Origin of the sequence: Azospirillum formosense (genome assembly GCF_040500525.1) — a bacterium.
In the GTDB taxonomy this organism is placed as follows: Bacteria; Pseudomonadota; Alphaproteobacteria; order Azospirillales; family Azospirillaceae; genus Azospirillum; species Azospirillum formosense_A.
Map to the genome: position 1 here is coordinate 288,105 of NZ_CP159402.1, position 19,284 is coordinate 307,388.

Genomic DNA, 19,284 nt, shown 5'->3' on the forward strand with positions numbered 1-19,284 from the left:
CGCGGGCGGCTTTTGCGGCAAGCTTCCTCTGGCAATGGCGGGACGGGTCTGCTATTCACCGAACTCCGCATGCACACGCTTGCGCCTCTTTTGCGCGACAGGATTCTGGCGATGGAAAAGTTTACGGTTCTCACCGGTGTTGCGGCGCCGCTGCCGATGATCAACGTCGACACCGACATGATCATTCCCAAGCAATTCCTGAAGACCATCAAGCGGACCGGGCTGGGCAAGCATCTTTTCGACGAGATGCGCTACACCCCCGACGGCGCCGAGGTCGCGGAATTCGTCCTCAACAAGCCGGCCTACCGCAGCGCCAAGATCCTCGTTTCGGGCGACAATTTCGGCTGCGGCTCCTCGCGTGAGCATGCGCCGTGGGCGCTGGCCGATTTCGGCATCCGCTGCATCATCGCGCCGAGCTTCGCGGACATCTTCTTCAACAACTGCTTCAAGAACGGCATCCTGCCGATCAAGCTGCCGAAGGAACAGGTGGACCTGCTGCTCGACGACGCGTCGCGCGGGTCGAACGCCATCGTCTCGGTGGATCTGGAGAAACAGGAGATCACCGGTCCGGACGGCGGCAAGATCAGCTTCGAGGTCGACCCCTTCCGCAAGCACTGCCTGCTGAACGGGCTGGACGACATCGGGCTGACCATGCAGCAGGCCGCCTTCATCGACCAGTATGAAGGCAAGCAGCGCGGCGGCCAGCCCTGGCTGTGGGGCTGACCGGCCCGGCTGCCACCTGGGCCAACCGATACGGGCCCCATGGCGTCCGGCTGTGACGGCCTTGCGGACCGGCGGAGCGGGAACCACCTTCCGGCCTGTCGGTCCGCGGATTAGACAACACTGATAAAGTCTCCAATGGGAGTGCGTGCGCCATGCCCGCCAACAAGAAGCTTCTGTTTTTGCCCGGCGACGGGATCGGTCCGGAGGTCATGCGCCAGGTGCGCCGGGTCATCGACTGGCTCGACCGCAAGCGCAACGTCACCTTCGACGTCACCGAGGGGCTGGTCGGCGGCGCGGCCATCGACGCCTACGGCGTTCCCCTGAAGGACGAGACGCTGGCCGACGCGCTGGCGGCGGACGCGGTGATGCTGGGCGCCGTCGGCGGCCCCAAGTGGGACAACCCCACCGACTACACCAAGCGCCCGGAAGCCGGCCTGCTGACGCTCCGCAAGGAGCTGAACCTGTTCGCCAACCTGCGCCCGGCGGTGGTGTTCGACGCCCTGGTCGACGCCTCGACCCTGAAGGCCGACGTCATCAAGGGCCTGGACATCCTGATCGTCCGCGAGCTGACCGGCGGCGTCTATTTCGGTGAGCCGCGCGGCATCACCGACATCGGCAACGGCGAGCGCCGCGGCGTCAACACCCAGGTCTACACGACCAGCGAGATCCGCCGCGTCGCCCGCGTCGCCTTCGAGCTGGCGCGCAAGCGCGGCAACAAGCTCCACTCGATGGAGAAGGCCAACGTGATGGAATCGGGCCTCCTGTGGCGCCAGGAAGTCACGAAGCTCCATCAGGAGGAGTTCTCCGACGTCACGCTGGAGCACATGTACGCCGACAACGGCGCCATGCAGCTGCTGAAGAACCCGAAGCAGTTCGACGTGATCGTCACCGACAACCTGTTCGGCGACATCCTGTCGGACGAGGCGGCGATGATGACCGGCTCGCTCGGCATGCTGCCGTCGGCCTCGCTCGGCGCTCCGGACGCCAACGGCCAGCGCAAGGCTCTCTACGAGCCGGTGCACGGCTCCGCCCCGGACATCGTCGGGCGCGACCTCGCCAACCCCTGCGCGACGCTGCTGTCCTTCGCCATGTGCCTGCGCTACTCGTTCAACATGGACGAAGAGGCGAAGATGCTGGAGAAGGCCGTGCAGAACGTGCTGTCGGGCGGCATGCGCACGGCGGACATCATGGCGCCGGGCATGGCCCGCTGCTCCACGACGGTCATGGGCGACTCGATCCTGCGCGAGCTGGACAAGCTGGCCTCCTGACCGGCCGCGCCTTCGGTCGGTCGGCTGCCGGTCGGTCGGGCTGCCGGTCCGTCGGGCTGGAGGACGCCGACCAGTGGACGGCGAAAAAGAAAGCCCCTCTCCGGTTCCGGAGAGGGGCTTTTCGCGTTGGTGCCGTCAGTCGCCTTCGCCCGGACGCAGGGCGGCCCCGCGTCCGCCATGGCTCGCCTGCCCGCCCTTCCGCCCCGCTTCGGCGGCCAGGGACGGGTTCTTGGAGAAGCTGCGGGAGGATGCCGGTACGCTCCGGCCCCCCTTACGCCCCGCCTCGGCGGCGAGTTCCGGGTTCTTGGAGAAGCTGCGCTTGTCGGCTGGCACGCTTTCCCCGCCCTTGCTGGCGATCTGGCGTTGCCGGTCACGGTCCATCGACGCGAAGCCGCGGTTCGATGTGCGACCGCTCCCGGATTGGACTTCGCCTTGGCCGTTGTCTTTCGAGGCCATCTTCAACCTCCACCTCTGCCACATGTCGGAAAACCGATGGGGGGCGACTTGGTTCCGGAGAGGTCGTGATTCTGATTCCTTCGGCACCCGTAAGTGGCAGCGGGATGCATCGGACCGCATCTGGGAACGCTTTGCCTCCCGATCGGTTGAGCGGACGGGGGTAAGCCGAAGCGGGACCACGAAGCAGAGAGGTTCAACGATGGGAGTCGAACTGACGGCCGAACGACGGCTGTTGTCCGAAAAGGAATTCGAGCAGGTCCGCCGCAGCCATTACCCGGATTTGGAGTCCCTGCCGCCCGACGAGACCCTGACGCTGGCCCGCTGGCTGCGCGGGGAGCGCGACCGGGCGCGCGACATCATCGCCTCGCGCCGCCGCGGACGGCGGGGTAAGGCCAGCGGCACCGGCCAGCAATCGGCCGACGCCAGCGAACGCGGCCTGTCCGCGAAAAAGCAGGTCTACGCGCGGGCCCTGAAGCGGGTGAACGGGCGGCTGGAGCGGTTCCGTGCCGAGCGACGGAGGGAAATCATCCAGGCCAACCTTCAGGACGCCCTGAAGCGTAGGAAGGAGGCGGAGCCCCAGCACCCGTCCCCTGGGCGCACCCCACGCAAGGGCATGCGCCCGATCCCCAGCGGGCGCCGGACGGTCGACACCGATCCGCGCGAGATCGGGCGCGTGTCGCAGTTCGTGAAGGACGCCCAGGCACGCCGCGATTCCTGAGCGCCCAGTCGACGAGAGGGGCGGTGGGCGTCAGCCCGCCGCCTCCAGCGCCCGGATCGCCTCGGCCAGCGCGACGAGGCGCCGGGCGTTCTCGACATGCAGGTTCTCCACCAGCCGCCCGTCCACCAGAACCACCCCCTTGCCCTGGGCGACGGCCTCGGCGTGGGCCTGGATGATCCGGTGGGCCTGGGCGACCTCGTCTCCGCTCGGCGCGAAGGCGGCGTTGCAGGCCGCGATGGTCTTGGGGTGGATCAGCGTCTTGCCGTCGAAGCCAAGCTCCCGTCCCTGCGCGCAGGACTCGGCGAAGCCCGCCTCGTCGTTCAGGTCGAGATGCACCCCGTCGAGGATGGCGAGGCCGTAGGCCCGCGCCGCCAGCAGGCAGAGGCCCAGGCTGGTCAGCATCGGCAGCCGGTCGCGCGTGTGGGCCGCGTGCAGGTCCTTGGCGAGGTCTGAGGTGCCCATCACCAGCCCGCCCAGCTTCGGGCTGGCTCCGGCGATCTCCCTGGCGTTCAGCATGCCGAGCGGTGTCTCCATCATGCACCAGATGGTCTGTCCCTCCGGCGAGCCGTTGGCGCGCAGCACCGCCTCGGCCTGGCGGACCATGTCGGCGCTCTCCACCTTCGGCAGCAGCACCGCGTCGGCCCCGCTGGATGCCGCCATCACGAGGTCGTCGTAGCCCCAGGGCGTGTTCAGCCCGTTGGTGCGGACCACCAGCTCCCGCCCGCCATAGCCGCCGGCGGCGATGGACGCCTGGATGGTGGCGCGGGCCTCCGCCTTGGCGTCGGGGGCCACGGCGTCCTCCAGGTCGAGGATCAGGCCGTCGGCGGGCAGGCTGCGCCCCTTCTCCAGGGCGCGGGCGTTGGAGCCGGGCATGTAGAGCACGCTGCGGCGCGGGCGGGCGGAGGCGGCCATGGCATTCCCTCAGGCGTTCTTGTGTCGTTGCCGCAGGATTAGCCGCAGGAGCGCGCCCTGTCCATGCGGCGCGTAAGGCGTGAAACTCTGGTCTGCATGGAAACATCCCCAGCGTGTGGCGCGGACGGTTTAGGATGCGCCCCCAACCTTTCGGATCGTCCGCCCATGAAGACCGTCATTTCGATCCAGTCCCACGTCGCTTACGGCTATGTCGGCAACCGGGCCGCGGTGTTCCCGCTGCAGCGGCTGGGCTGCGACGCCATCGCGGTGAACACGGTGCAGTTCTCCAACCACACCGGCTACGGCGAATGGACCGGGCAGGTCTTCACGGCCGAGCATGTGGCCGACCTGATGGACGGCGTCGCCGCGCGCGGCGTCCTGCCCGGCTGCGACGCGCTGCTCTCCGGCTACATGGGCGACGTCGGGCTGGGACAGGTGATCGTCGAGACGGCGGCCCGGCTGAAGGCCGCCAACCCGCGCGCCGTCTACGCCTGCGACCCGGTGATGGGCGACGTCGGGCGCGGCTTCTTCGTGCGTCCCGGCCTGCCGGAGTTCATCCGCGACCACGCCGTCCCCGCCGCCGACCTGATGACCCCCAACCAGTTCGAGCTGGAGTATCTGACCGGCCGGACGGTGGAGACGCTGGACGACGCGCTGGCCGCCACCGCCGCCCTGCGGGAGCGCGGTCCGCGGCTGGTCCTGGTGACCAGCCTGACCCGCAAGGACGCCGACCCCGGCCACATCGAGATGCTGGCCGACGACCGCGACGGCGCGTGGCTGGTCTCCACCCCGCGCCTGCCGCTGGACCCGCCGCCCAACGGGTCGGGCGACGCGGTGGCCGCCCTGTTCCTGGCCCATTACCTGAAGGCCTTCGATCCGGCCGAAGCGCTGGAGCAGGCGGCGGCGGCCATCTACGCCATCTTCCAGACCACCCGCCGGATGGGCACGCGGGAGCTGCAACTGATCGCGGCACAGGACGAGTTCGTGAACCCCAGCCAGCGCTTCACGGTCACCCGCGTCCGGTAAGCCACCCATTACGACACGCGTCCAAGAGACGGCGCGCACAGAGGAACGACATGCGGATTTGCGTCTATGCCGGGTCCAACCCCGGCACCAACCCGGCCTATGGCGAGGCCGCGGAGCAGCTCGGCCGCCACATGGCGGAACGTGGCATCGGCCTCGTCTACGGCGGCGGGCGGACCGGCCTGATGGGGCGGATCGCCGACTCGGTCCTGGCGGCGGGCGGCACGGTCACCGGCATCATCCCGCAATTCCTGATGGACAAGGAGGTCGGCCATCAGGGCCTCCAGGAGCTGCGGGTCGTCTCCACCATGCACGAGCGCAAGGCCCTGATGGCCGAGCTGTCGGACGGCTTCATCGCGCTGCCCGGCGGCATCGGCACGCTGGAGGAGCTGTTCGAGGTGTGGACCTGGGCGCAGCTCGGCCGCCACGACAAGCCCTGCGGGCTGCTCAACGCCTCCGGCTTCTACGACGGGCTGGCCGGTTTCCTCGACCATGTGGCGGAAGAACGCTTCATGCAGCCCAAGCACCGCGACATGCTGATCGTCCGCGACACGGCGCCGGGCATCCTCGACGCCTTCGCCGCCTACGAGCCGCCGGCGGTGCGGAAGTGGCTGGACGAGGCCCGCACCTGAGCCCGCGGTTCCTCAGGGCTCGAAGAGCTTCTTCATCAGGGCGTTCCAGTCGCGCTTGAACTGGGTGCCGAAGTCCACCTCGGCGACCGCGTTGCCGCGGCCGGCGGGGCGGACGATGGCCGCCGCCTGAGAGTCCGGCTGCGCCTTCGCCTTGCGCTGGACGGTGACGACCCGCTTCTTCGGGGGCGGGTCGGGCTTGCGGGCGGGCAGGGGGGCCGCGGTGACCGTGACGGCGGGCGCCGCCCCGGTCTGCGAGTTGCGGGAAAAGGCGTCCTTGCACCAGCCGCCGGCGCGCGCCTGGGTCAGCGCGTCCCCCTCGAGCAGCCAGCAGTCGACGCTGCCCGCCGCCGCGGCGGCGGGGGCGGACTGGATCGGTGCCGTCAGAAAAAGCGCCAGCGTCAGTGCACCGCACCGGGACCGCCAAGGCATGCTTCGCCCTCTCCCTCGCCGTTGGACCGACGTTCAGCAATACAACGTCGGGCGCCCCTTTATCTGCGGCGCGAAACGGGAGTAGGGCGGCATCGCCGTGGTAACACGGGTGGAGGCGCGCCGGCCCGGCCCTTCAGGTCAGGTGCTGCTGGCGCAGGTAGTCCTCGCTCTGCATCTCCATGAGGCGGCTGACCGTGCGTTCGAATTCGAAGGCGTGGGTGCCCTCGGGGTACAGCCGTTCCGGCGGGCCTTCGGCGGCGACCACGAGGTTGACCTTGTGCTCGTAGAGCGCGTCGATCAGCGTCATGAAGCGCTTGGCCTCGTTGCGCAGCTCGTCCTTCATGGTCGGCACGCCGTGGATCAGCACGGTGTGGAAGTGCGTGGCGATGGCGATGTAGTCGGCGGCGCCCAGAGGCTTGCCGCACAGGCTCCAGAAATCCACCAGGGCGACGCATTTGGCGGCGCAGGCGATCTCCACCTTCCGGCCCTGCACCGACAGATGGGTCGGCTCGCCCCGGGCGCCGTCGGTCAGCGTCTCGAAAGTCTGGCGGATCCTGGCGTCGCTCTCCGGGCCGAGCGGCCAGAAATAGACGGGCTTGCCCTGGAGCCGGTCCAGCCGGTAGTCGGTCGGCCCTTCCAGCGCCAGAACGTCGAGCTTCTCCTTGAGCAGGGCGATGAAGGGCAGGAACAGCTCGCGCTGCAGACCGTCCTTGTAGAGCATGTCCGGCGGCCAGTTGGAGGTCGCGACCACCACCACGCCCAGGTCGAACAGGCTGGTGAACAGCCGGCCGAGAATCATCGCGTCCACGACGTTGGTGACGTGGAACTCGTCGAAGCAGAGCAGCCACGCCTCGTCGGCCAGCGCGCGGGCCAGCTCGGGCAGCGCGTCGTCGGCGTCCTTGCCCTTGCTCTTGCCCGCCTGGCGATGCTGGTGGATGCGCTCGTGCACCTCCAGCATGAATTCGTGGAAATGGACGCGGCGCTTCTTCTCCACCGGGGCGGTGTCGAAGAACAGGTCCATCAGCATCGACTTGCCGCGCCCGACGCCGCCGTACATGTAGAGGCCCTGCGGCGCCTCCGCCGGTTCGGAACGCGGGCGGCCCAGCCCGAACCGCTCCAGCCAGCCGGCCTTCGCCCCTCCGGCCTTTTCGGCGGGCTGGGGACTGTAGCCCTTCAGCGCCTTGTAGAGGCTTTGGAGCTTCTCGGCGGCCAGCTCCTGGTCGGGGTCGGGGCGCAGCGTCCCGGTGCCGCGGCGGGCCCGGTAGAGCGAAAGCGGTCCGTCTGACATGGAATTCGCGGGTCTCGGCAGGGAAAGGTCTTACGTAGCCGATGCCGCACCGCGGGGCAACGCCCGATGCCGGGATGCAGATGCGCTCGGGCCATCAGCCTTCAGGCGATCATCATTCAGGCGATCACCACGCGGTTGCGGCCCTGGCGCTTGGCCTCGTAGAGCGCGGCGTCGGCCCGGCGGACGGTGTGTTCGTAATCCGGGTGTCCCTCGTGCAGGGCGGCCCCGATCGAGGCGGTGACCCGCAGCCCGTTCCCGCCGTCCCCGGCGCCGTGAAAGCGGTGCTCCTCGACCATGCGGCGCAGCTGGTCGGCCTTCACGCGCAGCGCCGCCTCGTCCATCTCGGTCAGCAGGATGAGGAACTCCTCCCCGCCGTAGCGGAAGACGAAGTCGCCGGCCCGGACGTGGGAGTGCAGCAGTTCGGCCATGTCCGACAGGACGGAGTCGCCCGCCTGATGGCCCAGCGTGTCGTTGATCGTCTTGAAATGGTCGGCGTCCATCAACAGCACGGCGAACGGCTTGCCGTGGCGCAGGCTGATGGCGACCTCGCGCTGGAAGATCGCCGGCATGAAGCGCCGCGTCAGCAGGCGGGTCAGCGGGTCGCGCCCGCTTTCGATCTCCATGGCCTTCTCGATGATGGTGCCGAGGATGTAGGCGATCTCCGTGACGTCGTTGTTCAGCTCCTTGACGAAGGCGGGCGTGACCCAGCCGCCGTCCACCGCCGCGGACACCTTGGCGCTGATGCGGTTCGTGCGGTCGCGGATGAGGTCCAGCTCGGTCACCCGGCCGAAGGTCAGCTCCGCCTTGTGGTTCAGCCACAGGCCGAAATCGGAGGATTCGATGGGCGGCGGGTTCGCGTGGTTGCTGTCCTCATGGGCGTAGAAGGACACCACCGTGTTGCGCAGCCAGTCGAACAGCGACGACTTCAGCCGCTCGCCCTCCAGCGCCAGATTGGGGCCGCTCATGAACATCTTCAGGGATTGCTGGTGGCGGACGTTGCCCAGCAGGTCGCCCAGATAGGCCTCGTGCATGTTGTCCAGCACGGTGTCCAGCAATTCGCCGACGAACAGAATGGCGGACGCGGTCTGCGCGCGGCTGAGGTCGGCGGCCAGCAGGCGGGCGGACAGCTCCTTCTTGATGATCCGCATCCCGGCGTTGACCAGGGTCAGCGGGATGTTGATGCGGGCGTGGATCAGCCCGACCTGGTAATTCTGCTCCAGCACCGCCGCGATGGCCTCGCCGGTGGAGGCGGTGAAGAGGGCGGTGATCCAGCGGGCCAGCGACGGGCGCAGCCGTTCCTGGACCAGCGCATGGCTGAGGAAGGTGTTGCTGTCCGGGCGGTCCAGCAGGATCGCGTAGAAGATTTCCGAGATCGCCTCGGCCTCGGCGAGCGCGATGGCCGTCACGCGCTCCCGCACGGCGGGTTCGGTGTCGGTCCACAGCGACGACAGCGTGGCGGCAAGGATCGCGGCCTTGCGGTCTTTCTGGCTGTCCATCGTCCCTTTTCCTTTGCGCAACCGTCCCCGATCCCCCCGAAGTCTTAACGCCCGGAGCGCGTCAGGCAAAGCGGCAATCGCGCATCCCGGCGATCGGCTTCATTGGTGCATTATGGTTAAACTTCCATTATGGTTTTCGCGCGAGATTGACGGTGACCGGTGGCGGTACCGTCTTACGTTGGGCAATGCCACGCGGGCGGTCCCTCAGCGGCCCCGTTTGGACGGCGTGCGGAGAGTTGTTCACAGCCATGGCCAGCCGCAATCCGGTTCGCGACGCGAACCTGCCGCCCTCCGGAACGGGTCCCGCCGGACTGGGGGAGCGGCTGTTCGAGGTGCTGGGGTCGGTGCGCTTCCTGATGAGGGCGTCCGGTGTGGCCTTCATCGTCGTGGTCAACACGATGATCGGCTACGGCGTCTGGCAGCGCCACACCGAGGCGGTGCAGGGGGCCGAGCGCTCGACCCGCAACCTCGCCCGCATCCTGGAGGAGCAGGCCGTCCGCACGGTGTTCAGCGTGGACCTGCTGCTGTCCGATCTGGTCACCGTCCTCGACACCCACCCGCAGGCCCGCACCGCGGCGGCGCCGTCGGTGAACGCCCTTCTGCGCAACCGGCGCGACGCCATCAGCCCGGTGTCCGGATTGGTCGTGGTGGACGAGCAGGGCCGCATCCTGCACCATTCCGCCGACAGCAGCCCGCCGGCCTTCGACCTGACCAACCGGCCCTATTTCGCGGTCCACCGGGACGAGGGCGCGTCGGACGGTGGGCTTCACGTCGGCGCGCCGATCGCCAGCATCGCCTTCCCCGGCACCTACGTCATTCCGATGAGCCGCCGCTGGTCCCACCCGGACGGGAGCTTCGCCGGGGTGGTCGTCGCCATGATCAACCCGCTGCGCCTGGGGGCCGGCTTCGAGGGGCTGCGGCTGGGGCTGGAGGGCACGGTCACCCTGGCGCTGGCCGACGGCACGGTGCTGATCCACCGCCCTTGGGACGAGGGACGGCGGCGCCTCGCCACGCTGGCCGACTGGCCGGACGTGGACGCCGCGCTGCGCACGCGGGACGCGGCCACGCTGGACACCGTGCTGCCCACCGACGGACGCCCGAGCATCGCCAGCGTCCGCCGCGTCGCCGACTATCCCTTCACCGTCGCCGCGACCCTGCCGAAGGCCGAGGCGCTGGGCGAGTGGAAGCGCGACAGCGCCGTGTGGATCGCCATGGGGCTGGCCATGTCCATGGTGATCGCCCTGCTGACCTGGTACGTGGAGCGGCAGCAGTCCCGGCGGGAGGAGGACCAGAACCGGCTGCAGCGCGCCTCCCGCCGCATCCGCGGCATTCTGGAATCCATGGTGGACGCGGTGGTCACCATCGATTCCCACGGCATCATCGAGACCTTCAACCCCGCGGCGGAGCGCATGTTCGGCTACGCCGAGGCGGAGGTGGTGGGGCAGAGCGTCAACATCCTGCTGCCGGAGGGTTTCCGCGCCGGCCACGACCGCTCGATGGCCGGCTACCGCCCGAACACCGGCTCGCGCATCATCGGCAACGACCGCGAGGTCCTGGCGCTGCGCCGCGACGGCAGCACCTTCCCGATCAACCTCGCGGTCAGCGCGTTGCGGCTGGGCGGGCCGGACGGGGAGGGGGAACCGGAGGGGAGGGGAGCGAAGGAGAATGGGGCGCCGCGCCGCGTCTTCGTCGGCGTCATCCGCGACGTCACCAAGCGCCGGCAGCAGGAGGCCGAGCTGCTCGCCTCCAAGAGCCAGGCGGAAATGGCCAACCGCGCCAAGTCCGAATTCCTGGCCAACATGAGCCACGAGCTGCGCACGCCGCTGAACGCCATCATCGGCTTCTCGGAAATCCTCGACAGCGAGTTCTTCGGCGCGCTGAACGAGCGCCAGAAATCCTGCGCCAAGGACATCCACGACAGCGGCAAGCATCTGCTCGACATCGTCAACGCCGTGCTCGACATGTCGAAGATCGAGGCGGGCCGCTACGAGCTGTCCGAAGAGGTGATCGACCCCTGCGAGGCGGTGGCCCAGTGCCTGACCATGGTCCGCGACCGTGCCGCCGACAACGGCGTGGACCTGCGCAACGGCGTGACGGGCGGCCTTCCCGCCGTCTGGGTGGACCGCCGCGCCTTCAAGCAGGTGCTGCTGAACCTGCTGTCCAACGCGGTGAAGTTCACGCCCGAGGGCGGCAGCGTCACCCTGGCCGCGCGCGTCGAGGAGGACGGCGCCCTGGCCCTCTCGGTGGCCGACACCGGTATCGGCATTCCGAAGGCGTTCATGGAGCATCTGTTCCAGCCCTTCCGGCAGGCCGACAACTCGGCCAGCCGCCAGTTCGAGGGCACCGGGCTGGGGCTGTCGATCTCCAAGAACTTCATGGAGCTGCACGGCGGCTCGCTGGCCTGCGACAGCACGCCCGGCGCCGGCACCACCATGACGCTGCGCCTGCCCGCCGAGCGGGTGGTGAAGCCGGAGGACACCGCCGCGAGGATCGCCGCCGCGCTGGTGTGATGCCGGCGAAGGCAAGGGTCCGCCGTCCGGACGGCAAAGAAAAAGGCGCCGCGAGGCGCCTTTTCGAGGTCCGGGGACCGAAGCCCCCGCGGTCGGGTGCGGAGGACGGTGCCCCCGCATTCCCTTTGTCGGTATCTCAGACGTCCAGCAGCAGGCGCCGCGGGTCCTCGATGTTCTCCTTGATGCGGACGAGGAAGGTGACCGCTTCCTTGCCGTCGATGATGCGGTGGTCGTAGGACAGGGCCAGATACATCATCGGGCGGATCTCGATCTTCCCGTTCACGACGACCGGACGCTCCTGGGTCTTGTGCATGCCCAGGATGGCCGACTGCGGCGGGTTGATGATCGGGGTCGACATCAGCGAGCCGTAGACGCCGCCGTTGGAGATGGTGAAGGTGCCGCCGGTCAGCTCGTCCATCGACAGCTTGCCGTCACGGCCCTTCTTGCCCAGCTCGCCGATCTTGCCCTCGATCTGGGCGAAGCCGAGCTTGTCGGCGTCGCGGACGATCGGAACCACCAAACCCTGCGGCGTGCCGACGGCGACGCCGATGTCGTAGTAGTTCTTGTAGACGAGGTCGGTGCCGTCGATCTCGGCGTTGACCGCCGGGATTTCCTTCAGCGCCTGGATGGCGGCTTTCACGAAGAAGGACATGAAGCCGAGACGCACCTTGTGGCGCTTCTCGAAGAAGTCCTTGTACTCGTTGCGCAGCGCCATGACGTTGGTCATGTCCACCTCGTTGAAGGTGGTCAGCATGGCGGCGCTGTTCTGGGCCTCCTTCAGACGCTCGGCGATGCGCTGGCGCAGACGGGTCATGCGGACCCGCTCCTCCTGCGCGGCGCGCGGACGGTCGCCCGCGGTGCCGGCGGCCCACTGGTACTTCTGGGGTGCCGCGGCCGGAGCGGCGGCGGGGGCCGCGGCCGGCTTGGCGGCGTGGTCGATCACGTCGCCCTTGGTGATGCGGCCGTCCTTGCCCGTGCCGGCGATCTGCGCGGCGTCGAGGCCCTTCTCGGCGACCATCTTGCGGGCGGCCGGGCCGGCGTCGGCCAGGGCGGCGTTGCCCGCCGGGGCCGGAGCAGCGGCCGGGGCGGCGGCCGGAGCCGGCGCGGCGGCGGGAGCGGCGGCCTTGGCCGGGGCGGCCACGGCGGCGCCGGCCTCGCCCAGGACGCCCAGCAGGGCGCCGACGCCGACGTTGGCGCCGTCGGCGGCGACGATCTCCGCCAGCGTGCCGGCGGACGGGGCGTTCACCTCAAGCGTGACCTTGTCGGTCTCCAGCTCGACCAGCGCCTCGTCGGCGGCGACCGCGTCGCCGACCTTCTTCAGCCAGCGGGCAACGGTCGCCTCGGAGACGGACTCGCCCAGGGTGGGGACCTTGATTTCGGTAGCCATAAGTTCCTCTCGTACTTTCTTGTTCTACGCCTGGGCGTCGAGTCAGCGGATGACGAGCGCGTCTTCCAGAAGCTTCGCCTGCTCCTGGTTGTGACGCTTGAGCAGGCCGGTGGCCGGCGACGCGGAGGCCGGACGGCCGACGTAGCTGGGGCGCGAGGCCTTGTGCTCGATCGAGGTGAGGGCGCCTTCCAGACGGCGGTCGACGAAGGCCCAGTAGCCCTGGTTCTCCGGCTCCTCCTGGCACCACACCACCTCGGCGTTCGGGTAGCGGGCGAACTCCTCGGTCAGGGCGGAGCGGGGGAACGGGTAGAGCTGCTCCAGCCGGACCAGCGCCACGTCCTTGATGCCGCGCGCGGTGCGCTCCTGCAGCAGGTCGTAATAGACCTTGCCGGTGCAGACCACAATGCGGCGGATCTCCTCGTTCGGCAGCAGGTCGGTCGCCGTCTCGCCGAGCACGCGGCGGAAGTTCGTGCCCTCGGCCAGCTCCGACAGGCTGGAGACGCACAGCTTGTGGCGCAGCAGCGACTTCGGCGTGAACAGAACCAGCGGCTTGCGGAAGGGCCGGCGCATCTGGCGGCGGAAGGCGTGGAACAGGTTCGCCGGGGTCGTCAGGTTGCAGATCTGCCAGTTGTCCTCGGCGGACATCTGCAGGAAGCGCTCCGGACGGGCCGAGGAGTGCTCCGGACCCTGGCCCTCGTAGCCGTGCGGCAGCAGAAGAACGAGGCCGGACATGCGCAGCCACTTCGACTCGCCCGACGAGAGGAACTGGTCGATGATGGTCTGGGCGGTGTTGGCGAAGTCGCCGAACTGCGCCTCCCACAGCACGAGGCTGTGCGGCTCGGCCAGCGAGTAGCCGTATTCGAAGCCGACCACGGCGGCCTCGGACAGCGGGCTGTCATGGACCTCGAAGGGACCCTGGTCGGGGCGCAGGTGGTTCAGCGGGATGTACTTGTTCTCGTTGTTCTGGTCGTACATCACCGCGTGGCGGTGCGAGAAGGTGCCGCGGCCCGAGTCCTGGCCCGACAGGCGGACGCCGTTGCCCTCGACCAGCAGCGTGCCGTAGGCGAGCGCTTCCGCCGTCGCCCAGTCGATGCCCTCGCCGGTCTCCAGCGACTTCTTCTTGGCTTCGAGCTGGCGGGCGATCTTCGAGTTGATCGCGAAGTCCTTCGGGTACTCGCAGAGCTTGTTGCCGACCTCGCGCAGCACGTCGATCGCCACGCCGGTGTTGCCCTTGCGCTCGTCGTCGGTCTTCGCGGCCTCCAGGCCCGACCACTTGCCTTCCAGCCAGTCGGCCTTGTTCGGCTTGAAGGAGTTGGCGGCCTCGAACTCACCCTCCAGCTTCTTCATGAAGTCCTGGATCATCTGATCGGACTCGGCCTGGGTGAGGACGTTCTCCTCGACGAGCTGCTTGCCGTACAGCTCCCGCGTGGTCGCGTGGGCGCGGATCTTCTTGTACATCAGCGGCTGGGTGAAGCCCGGCTCGTCGCCCTCGTTGTGGCCGTGGCGGCGGTAGCAGACCATGTCGATCACCACGTCCCGCTTGAACTTCTGGCGGAACTCGGCGGCGATGCGGCTGATGTGGACGACGGACTCGGGGTCGTCGCCGTTGACGTGGAAGATCGGCGCCTGGACCATCTTCGCCATGTCCGAGCAGTAGACGCCGGAGCGCGAGTAGGTCGGGTTCGTGGTGAAGCCGATCTGGTTGTTGATGATGAAGTGCACGGTGCCGCCGGTGCGGTAGCCGCGCAGCTCCGACAGGCCCAGCGTCTCGGCCACGATGCCCTGGCCGGCGAAGGCGGCGTCGCCGTGGATCAGCACGCCCATGACCTGCTCGCGCTCCAGGTCGTTGCGCTGCGCCTGCTTGGCGCGCACCTTGCCCAGCACGACCGGGTTGACCCATTCCAGGTGGGACGGGTTGGCGGTCAGCGACAGGTGGACGATGTTGCCGTTGAAGTCGCGGTCCGACGAGGTGCCCAGATGGTACTTCACGTCGCCCGAGCCCTGCACGTCCTGCGGGCTGGACGGGTTGCCCTGGAACTCCGAGAAGACCGCGGCGAAGGGCTTGCCCATGAAGTTGGTCAGCACGTTCAGGCGGCCGCGGTGGGCCATGCCGACGACGACCTCCTTGAGGCCGAGCTGGCCGCCGCGCTTCAGGATCTGCTCCAGCGCGGGGATCATCGACTCGCCGCCCTCAAGGCCGAAGCGCTTGGTGCCGGTGTACTTGAGCTGCAGGAACTTCTCGAAGCCCTCGGCGGCGATCAGCCGCTCGTAGATGGCGCGCTTGCCGTTCACCGTGAAGTCGGTGTGGTTGCGCCCGCCCTCGATGCGCTCCTGGATCCAGGCCTTCTCTTCCGGGTCCTGGATGTGCATGAACTCGACGCCGATGTTCCCGCAGTAGGTCTTCTGCAGGATCTCCAGGATCTGGCGCAGCGACGCCGTCTCCAGGCCCAGCGAGTAGTTCAGGAAGATCGGGCGGTCCATGTCGCCCGGGCCGAAGCCGTAGGTCGCCGGGTCGAGTTCCGGGTGCGGCTCGCGCTTCTCGAGACCCAGCGGGTCGAAATGCGCGTTCATGTGGCCTCGCACGCGGTAGACGCGGATGAGCATCAGCGCGCGGATGCTGTCGAGCGTCGCGGCGCGCAGCTGCTGGTGGCTGATGCCGCCATAGACCTGCTGGGCGTGGGCGACGAGGCCGGCGTTGCCGTTGCTGGCGGCCGGGGCGCCGATGCTTTCCAGCGAGGCGGCGACGGGGTCGAGCGCGCCGTTGGCGAGCGTGCCCTCCTCCAGGCTCCAGGACGGGCCGTTCAGCTCGTTCAGGACGGCGCGGGAGTCGTCGTCCAGCTCCCTGAAGAAGCCGTTCCAGCTCGAATCCACCGAGGAGGGGTCCTTCAGGAAGCGCGCGTACAACTCCGCGACATATTCGGCGTTCGAGCCGAACAGGAACGAGGTCTTCTCCAGATTAGCGGACATATGTTTGCCTCGGGCGTTTGCCCGGTTCCCTCAGAGAGTTTTTTTGCTTGTCGCTGGGCTCCGAGCGGCCCCGGATCTCCGGGAGGAGACACGGGGCCGCCGGTGCTTCGGCAGTGGGCGGGAATATGGGGTTCCGCCCCCGCTTTATCAGCCCTTGAAGACCTTGAGCATGGTGGAACCCAGGCTCGCGGGGCTGTCGGCGACGGCGATGCCGACGGACTTCATGAACTCGATCTTGAAGTCGGCGGTGTCGTTGCCGCCGGAGATCACCGCACCGGCGTGGCCCATGCGGCGGCCCGGAGGCGCGGTGCGCCCGGCGATGAAGCCGACGACCGGCTTCTTGGTCCCGGAGTCGCGGATGAACTCCGCGCCCTTGACCTCGGCGTCGCCGCCGATCTCGCCGATCATGATGATGCCCTCGGTCTCCGGGTCCTTCAGGAACAGCTCCAGGCTGTCCACGAAGTTCGTCCCGTTCACCGGGTCGCCGCCGATGCCGATGCAGGTCGTCTGGCCCAGCCCCGCCGCGGTGGTCTGCGCCACCGCCTCGTAGGTCAGCGTGCCCGAGCGCGAGACGATGCCGATCTTGCCGCGCTTGTGGATGTGGCCCGGCATGATGCCGATCTTGCACTCGTCGGGCGTGATGATGCCCGGGCAGTTCGGCCCGATCAGACGGGTCTTGGAGTTGCCCAGCGCCCGCTTGACGCGCACCATGTCGAGCACCGGGATGCCCTCGGTGATGCACACCACCAGCGGGATCTCCGCGTCGATCGCCTCCAGGATGGCGTCGGCCGCGAAGGGCGGCGGCACGTAGATGACGGACGCGTTGGCGCCGGTCTTCTCGACCGCGTCGGCCACCGTGTCGAAGACCGGCAGGTCGAGGTGCTTGGTGCCGCCCTTGCCCGGGGTGACGCCGCCGACCATCTTGGTGCCGTAGGCGATCGCCTGCTCGGAATGGAAGGTGCCCTGGGCTCCGGTGAAGCCCTGGCAGATCACCTTCGTGTTCTTATCGACGAGAACAGCCATCTTACGCGGCCTCCTTCACGGCCTTGACCACCTTCTCGGCGGCGTCGGCGAGGTTGTCGGCCGACAGGATCGGCAGACCGGACTCGCTGAGGATCTTCTTGCCCAGCTCGACGTTCGTGCCTTCCAGGCGGACGACCAGCGGAACGTGCAGGTGCACCTCGCGGGCGGCCGCGACCACGCCTTCGGCGATGACGTCGCAGCGCATGATGCCGCCGAAGATGTTGACCAGGATGCCTTCGACGTTCGGGTCGGAGAGGATCAGCTTGAAGGCCGCGGTGACGCGCTCCTTCGTGGCGCCGCCGCCGACATCGAGGAAGTTGGCCGGCTCGCCGCCGTACAGCTTGATGATGTCCATGGTCGCCATCGCCAGGCCGGCGCCGTTGACCATGCAGCCGATGTTGCCGTCCAGCTTGACGTAGTTGAGGCTGTGCTTGGCCGCCTCGATCTCGGCCGGGTCTTCCTCGGCCTCGTCGCGCAGCTCCTCGACGTCCTTGTGGCGGAACAGGGCGTTGTCGTCGAAGCTCATCTTGGCGTCGAGCGCCAGGATGTCGCCCGAGCCGGTGACGATCAGCGGGTTGATCTCGACGATCGCGCAGTCCAGGTCAACGAAGGCCTGGTAGGCGGCCTGGATGAACTTGGCGGCGGCGGAGACCTGCTTGCCTTCGAGGCCGAGGGCGAAGGCGACCTTGCGGGTGTGGTAGCCCTGGATGCCGGTGGCCGGGTCGATGGCGACCTTGACGATCTTCTCCGGAGTGTTGTGGGCGACCTCCTCGATCTCCATGCCGCCTTCGGTCGAGGCGATGATGGTGACGCGGCCCGAGGCGCGGTCGGTCAGCAGGCCGAGGTACAGCTCGCGCTTGATGTCGGCGCCTTCCTCGACGTAGAGGCGCTTGACCTCGCGGCCGTCCGGACCGGTCTGCTTGGTGACCAGCACGTGGTTCAGCATCTCGCCGGCGTTCTTGCCGACCTCCTCGATGGACTTGACGACGCGGACGCCGCCCTTGCCCTCGGGGTTGTCCTTGAAGCGGCCGGCGCCGCGGCCACCCGCGTGGATCTGCGACTTCACGACCCACACCGGGCCGCCCAGCTCGCGGGCGACGGTCTCGGCTTCCTGCGGGGTGTAGGCGACGCCGCCGCGGGGCACCGCGACGCCGTACTTCTTCAGCAGGCCTTTGGCCTGATACTCATGGATGTTCATCGGGCGTCCATCTGTTTTTATGGTCGGCTGACAGGGTGTGGTCGGCTGACGATGGGCGAAGATCGGGCAGGCGTTTCCTGCTGGCGGGCACGCCAGGGCGCAAGTCTTCGGGGGGACGAGTCCTTGAGGAAGCCTTACGCCGGCTGGCGCGAACGTCCACGGTCACTGTACCACCAGGGGCGGACGGTTCAACCGTCCGCCCCGGTGCGACAGGGCCGCAGGCCGCCGCGCAGGCAAAAAACAGGCCGCCTTACGAGGCGGCCTTCTCAGCCTGCTGCTTCTTGACCACCTCGACGAGCTGCTTCACAGCGTCGACCGAGTGATCGAACATCTTCTTCTCTTCCGCGGAGAGATCGATCTCGATGATCTTCTCGACGCCGCCGGCGCCGATGATCGTCGGGACGCCGACGTAGAGGTCGTTCTGGCCGTACTGGCCGGTCAGGTAGGCGGCGACCGGAACGACGCGCTTCTGGTCCTTCAGGTAGGACTCGGCCATCTGGATGGCGGAGGCGGCCGGGGCGTAGAAGGCCGAGCCGGTCTTCAGCAGCTTGACGATCTCGGCGCCGCCGTCGCGGGTGCGCTGCACGATGGCGTCCAGCTTCTCCTGCGTGGTCCAGCCCATCTTGACCAGATCCGGCAGCGGGATGCCGGCGACGGTCGAGTAGCGGACGAGCGGGACCATGGTGTCGCCGTGGCCGCCCAGCACGAAGGCGGTGACGTCCTCGACCGACACCTTGAACTCGTCGGCCAGGAAGTAGCGGAAGCGGGCCGAGTCGAGCACGCCGGCCATGCCGACGACGCGCTCCGGCGGGAGGCCGGAGGCCTGCTGGAGGACCCACACCATCACGTCCAGCGGGTTCGTGATGACGATGACGAAGGCGTTCGGGGCGTACTTCTTGATGTTCTCGCCGACGGTCTGGCAGACGCCGGTGTTGATGCCGATCAGGTCGTCGCGGCTCATGCCCGGCTTGCGCGGCACGCCGGCGGTGACGATCACGACGTCGGCGCCTTCGATGACCGAATAGTCGTTGCCGCCGCTGAGCTTGGCGTTGAAGCCTTCGACCGGCGAGGTTTCAGCCAGGTCGAGGGCCTTGCCCTCCGGCATGCCTTCGGCGATGTCGAACAGGACGACGTCGCCGAGTTCCTTCTGGGCAGCGAGCAGAGCCAGCGTGCCGCCAATCTGGCCGGCGCCGACGAGCGCAATCTTCTTGCGAGCCATGGAGCGTTTCCCTAAGCGTGAGCGTCCCCCATTCA

At 68.4% G+C, this 19,284-nt stretch carries 16 protein-coding genes; 6 read left to right on the plus strand and 10 right to left on the minus strand.

Annotated elements, in window-relative coordinates:
• Positions 1-111: 111 nt before the first annotated feature.
• Together leuD and leuB are read left to right on the plus strand one after the other, a co-directional pair.
• Positions 112-723 carry a 3-isopropylmalate dehydratase small subunit gene (gene leuD / locus ABVN73_RS01345; protein WP_014241647.1) on the plus strand — a complete coding sequence of 204 codons (612 nt, stop codon included), beginning with the start codon at positions 112-114 and terminating at the stop codon, positions 721-723.
• Between the two features lie 152 nt (positions 724-875).
• On the plus strand, positions 876-1,991 hold the full coding sequence (gene leuB / locus ABVN73_RS01350) for a 3-isopropylmalate dehydrogenase (RefSeq protein WP_353858599.1): 1,116 nt from the start codon (positions 876-878) through the stop codon (positions 1,989-1,991).
• Between the two features lie 135 nt (positions 1,992-2,126).
• Here leuB and ABVN73_RS01355 read toward each other — a convergent pair whose 3' ends face one another.
• Entirely contained in the window at positions 2,127-2,447 is a 321-nt protein-coding gene (locus ABVN73_RS01355) for a general stress protein (RefSeq protein WP_114861573.1), read from the minus strand.
• Positions 2,448-2,646: 199 nt separating this feature from the next.
• On the opposite strand from ABVN73_RS01355, the gene ABVN73_RS01360 reads away from it, so the two are divergent.
• Positions 2,647-3,165, plus strand: a complete 519-nt coding sequence (locus ABVN73_RS01360) for a hypothetical protein (RefSeq protein ID WP_353858600.1) — start codon at positions 2,647-2,649, stop codon at positions 3,163-3,165.
• Between the two features lie 30 nt (positions 3,166-3,195).
• Here ABVN73_RS01360 and ABVN73_RS01365 read toward each other — a convergent pair whose 3' ends face one another.
• Positions 3,196-4,077 carry a CoA ester lyase gene (locus ABVN73_RS01365; RefSeq protein WP_353858601.1) on the minus strand — a complete coding sequence of 294 codons (882 nt, stop codon included), beginning with the start codon at positions 4,075-4,077 and terminating at the stop codon, positions 3,196-3,198.
• 165 nt (positions 4,078-4,242) lie between these two features.
• Here ABVN73_RS01365 and pdxY point away from each other — a divergent pair, with 165 nt between their 5' ends.
• Both pdxY and ABVN73_RS01375 read left to right on the plus strand, forming a co-directional pair.
• Positions 4,243-5,103 carry a pyridoxal kinase PdxY gene (pdxY, locus tag ABVN73_RS01370; protein WP_109469214.1) on the plus strand — a complete coding sequence of 287 codons (861 nt, stop codon included), beginning with the start codon at positions 4,243-4,245 and terminating at the stop codon, positions 5,101-5,103.
• A gap of 50 nt (positions 5,104-5,153) precedes the next feature.
• Positions 5,154-5,732 carry a TIGR00730 family Rossman fold protein gene (locus ABVN73_RS01375; RefSeq protein ID WP_353858602.1) on the plus strand — a complete coding sequence of 193 codons (579 nt, stop codon included), beginning with the start codon at positions 5,154-5,156 and terminating at the stop codon, positions 5,730-5,732.
• 12 nt (positions 5,733-5,744) lie between these two features.
• Here the strand turns inward: ABVN73_RS01375 and ABVN73_RS01380 are convergent, their stop codons facing one another.
• The 3 genes from ABVN73_RS01380 to ABVN73_RS01390 all read right to left on the minus strand — a co-directional run bounded on the left by ABVN73_RS01380 (position 5,745) and on the right by ABVN73_RS01390 (position 8,945).
• Complete coding sequence (locus ABVN73_RS01380; RefSeq protein ID WP_353858603.1) at positions 5,745-6,161, minus strand: hypothetical protein; 417 nt, start codon at positions 6,159-6,161, stop codon at positions 5,745-5,747.
• Between the two features lie 133 nt (positions 6,162-6,294).
• Positions 6,295-7,449, minus strand: a complete 1,155-nt coding sequence (zapE, locus tag ABVN73_RS01385; RefSeq protein ID WP_353858604.1) for a cell division protein ZapE — start codon at positions 7,447-7,449, stop codon at positions 6,295-6,297.
• Between the two features lie 116 nt (positions 7,450-7,565).
• Complete coding sequence (locus tag ABVN73_RS01390; RefSeq protein WP_353858605.1) at positions 7,566-8,945, minus strand: diguanylate cyclase; 1,380 nt, start codon at positions 8,943-8,945, stop codon at positions 7,566-7,568.
• A gap of 248 nt (positions 8,946-9,193) precedes the next feature.
• Between ABVN73_RS01390 and ABVN73_RS01395 the strand changes: the two genes are divergently transcribed.
• On the plus strand, positions 9,194-11,455 hold the full coding sequence (locus tag ABVN73_RS01395) for an ATP-binding protein (protein ID WP_353858606.1): 2,262 nt from the start codon (positions 9,194-9,196) through the stop codon (positions 11,453-11,455).
• 136 nt (positions 11,456-11,591) lie between these two features.
• Here the strand turns inward: ABVN73_RS01395 and odhB are convergent, their stop codons facing one another.
• From odhB to mdh, 5 genes are all read right to left on the minus strand, one after another.
• Positions 11,592-12,842: a 2-oxoglutarate dehydrogenase complex dihydrolipoyllysine-residue succinyltransferase gene (gene odhB / locus ABVN73_RS01400; protein WP_353858607.1), complete on the minus strand. Its 1,251-nt coding sequence runs from the start codon at positions 12,840-12,842 to the stop codon at positions 11,592-11,594.
• 42 nt (positions 12,843-12,884) lie between these two features.
• Positions 12,885-15,809 (minus strand): 2-oxoglutarate dehydrogenase E1 component, encoded by a 2,925-nt coding sequence (locus ABVN73_RS01405; RefSeq protein ID WP_353858608.1) that lies wholly within the window; start codon positions 15,807-15,809, stop codon positions 12,885-12,887.
• Between the two features lie 147 nt (positions 15,810-15,956).
• Positions 15,957-16,832 carry a succinate--CoA ligase subunit alpha gene (gene sucD / locus ABVN73_RS01410; RefSeq protein ID WP_014241630.1) on the minus strand — a complete coding sequence of 292 codons (876 nt, stop codon included), beginning with the start codon at positions 16,830-16,832 and terminating at the stop codon, positions 15,957-15,959.
• A 1-nt stretch (position 16,833) separates the two neighbouring features.
• Entirely contained in the window at positions 16,834-18,030 is a 1,197-nt protein-coding gene (gene sucC / locus ABVN73_RS01415; protein ID WP_094303045.1) for an ADP-forming succinate--CoA ligase subunit beta, read from the minus strand.
• A gap of 250 nt (positions 18,031-18,280) precedes the next feature.
• The gene (gene mdh, locus ABVN73_RS01420) at positions 18,281-19,249 is read right to left on the minus strand and encodes a malate dehydrogenase (protein WP_014241628.1); all 969 of its coding nucleotides are present in this window, start codon (positions 19,247-19,249) and stop codon (positions 18,281-18,283) included.
• Positions 19,250-19,284 lie beyond the last annotated feature (35 nt).

Coding starts and splice junctions, on each gene's coding strand:
- leuD (WP_014241647.1), top strand. CDS start 112: ATGGAAAAGTTTACGGTTCTCACCGGTGTTGCGGCGCCGCTGCCGATG.
- leuB (WP_353858599.1), top strand. CDS start 876: ATGCCCGCCAACAAGAAGCTTCTGTTTTTGCCCGGCGACGGGATCGGT.
- ABVN73_RS01355 (WP_114861573.1), bottom strand. CDS start 2,447: ATGGCCTCGAAAGACAACGGCCAAGGCGAAGTCCAATCCGGGAGCGGT.
- ABVN73_RS01360 (WP_353858600.1), top strand. CDS start 2,647: ATGGGAGTCGAACTGACGGCCGAACGACGGCTGTTGTCCGAAAAGGAA.
- ABVN73_RS01365 (WP_353858601.1), bottom strand. CDS start 4,077: ATGGCCGCCTCCGCCCGCCCGCGCCGCAGCGTGCTCTACATGCCCGGC.
- pdxY (WP_109469214.1), top strand. CDS start 4,243: ATGAAGACCGTCATTTCGATCCAGTCCCACGTCGCTTACGGCTATGTC.
- ABVN73_RS01375 (WP_353858602.1), top strand. CDS start 5,154: ATGCGGATTTGCGTCTATGCCGGGTCCAACCCCGGCACCAACCCGGCC.
- ABVN73_RS01380 (WP_353858603.1), bottom strand. CDS start 6,161: ATGCCTTGGCGGTCCCGGTGCGGTGCACTGACGCTGGCGCTTTTTCTG.
- zapE (WP_353858604.1), bottom strand. CDS start 7,449: ATGTCAGACGGACCGCTTTCGCTCTACCGGGCCCGCCGCGGCACCGGG.
- ABVN73_RS01390 (WP_353858605.1), bottom strand. CDS start 8,945: ATGGACAGCCAGAAAGACCGCAAGGCCGCGATCCTTGCCGCCACGCTG.
- ABVN73_RS01395 (WP_353858606.1), top strand. CDS start 9,194: ATGGCCAGCCGCAATCCGGTTCGCGACGCGAACCTGCCGCCCTCCGGA.
- odhB (WP_353858607.1), bottom strand. CDS start 12,842: ATGGCTACCGAAATCAAGGTCCCCACCCTGGGCGAGTCCGTCTCCGAG.
- ABVN73_RS01405 (WP_353858608.1), bottom strand. CDS start 15,809: ATGTCCGCTAATCTGGAGAAGACCTCGTTCCTGTTCGGCTCGAACGCC.
- sucD (WP_014241630.1), bottom strand. CDS start 16,832: ATGGCTGTTCTCGTCGATAAGAACACGAAGGTGATCTGCCAGGGCTTC.
- sucC (WP_094303045.1), bottom strand. CDS start 18,030: ATGAACATCCATGAGTATCAGGCCAAAGGCCTGCTGAAGAAGTACGGC.
- mdh (WP_014241628.1), bottom strand. CDS start 19,249: ATGGCTCGCAAGAAGATTGCGCTCGTCGGCGCCGGCCAGATTGGCGGC.